1 protein-coding gene is annotated in these 1,002 nt (G+C 61.8%); it reads right to left on the bottom strand.

Translation table 11 applies throughout. The features are described from left to right. Nucleotides 1-695, bottom strand: a 695-nt coding sequence (locus ENZ74_RS32885; RefSeq protein WP_127313341.1) for an MFS transporter, incomplete at its 3' end; no start/stop codon positions are given. Nucleotides 696-1,002 lie beyond the last annotated feature (307 nt).

Genomic DNA, 1,002 nt, shown 5'->3' on the forward strand with positions numbered 1-1,002 from the left:
GACAGCAGGCCGACCGCTACGGTGATAAGGCCGGTGGCCGGCGGCAAATAGGGCAGGCTCACCACCGACAGGCCGAAAACCACGCCGGATGCCGCCAGCCCGCTTAGCACGAAGCCGAGGAAGTCGAGCGGCGGCGTCTCCATCGATTCGGTCTCCGGCAGGAAACGCGTCGCCAGCCAGATGCCGATCAGGCCGATCGGCACATTGATCAGGAAGATCCAGTGCCAGGTGAAGTAGGTGGTGATGAAGCCGCCGACCGGCGGCCCGACCAACGGTCCGACCAACGCCGGAACGGTTAGCCAGGACATCGCCGCGACGAGTTCGCTCTTCGGTGTCGCGCGCACCAGCACCAGCCGCCCGACCGGTGTCATCATGGCGCCGCCAATGCCTTGCAGGAAGCGCGAGACCACAAAAGCCGGCAGCGAACCGGAGAGCGCGCAGGCGATCGAGCCGACGATGAAGACGGCGATCGCGGCGCGAAAGATATTCTTGGCGCCGAAACGGTCGGCCATCCAGCCGCTGATCGGAATGAAGATCGCCAGCGAGACGAGATAGGCGGTCAGGGCCAGCTTGAGCGCGATCGGGCTGGTGTGGATGTCGACGGCGATCGCCGGCAGCGATGTCGCGATAACAGTCGAATCCATGTTTTCCATGAAAAGGGCGACCGCCAATATAAGCGGGATGGTGCGGTTCAAGGAACGCGTCCAGACTTGAATGTTGCGTTGCCGGTTGCATGTCGGCCCTGAGGCGGGCGGTTACCATGCCTTCGCCGGGATGTCGCATTAATTTGCTGTCACTTTTGTGCGACCGGCAACCACAGGTGGCATCCCTTCGCCGGAAAGTCACCTTTCCGGGAGCGTGAAATCATCCGCTTTTCATCGGTGCTTGGACGTGGTACCAGCCAGCGCCAATCCTGAAAGGGAAGAAACGAGTCGGCGCTGTCCATTCCGGTCCAGCGCTTTTTTGTATTCCCCCACCGTTTTTATGTTCAAGGGACTGGCC

It is taken from the genome of Mesorhizobium sp. M7A.F.Ca.CA.002.15.2.1 (genome assembly GCF_003998715.1).
GTDB classification, from domain to species: domain Bacteria; phylum Pseudomonadota; class Alphaproteobacteria; order Rhizobiales; family Rhizobiaceae; genus Mesorhizobium; species Mesorhizobium ciceri.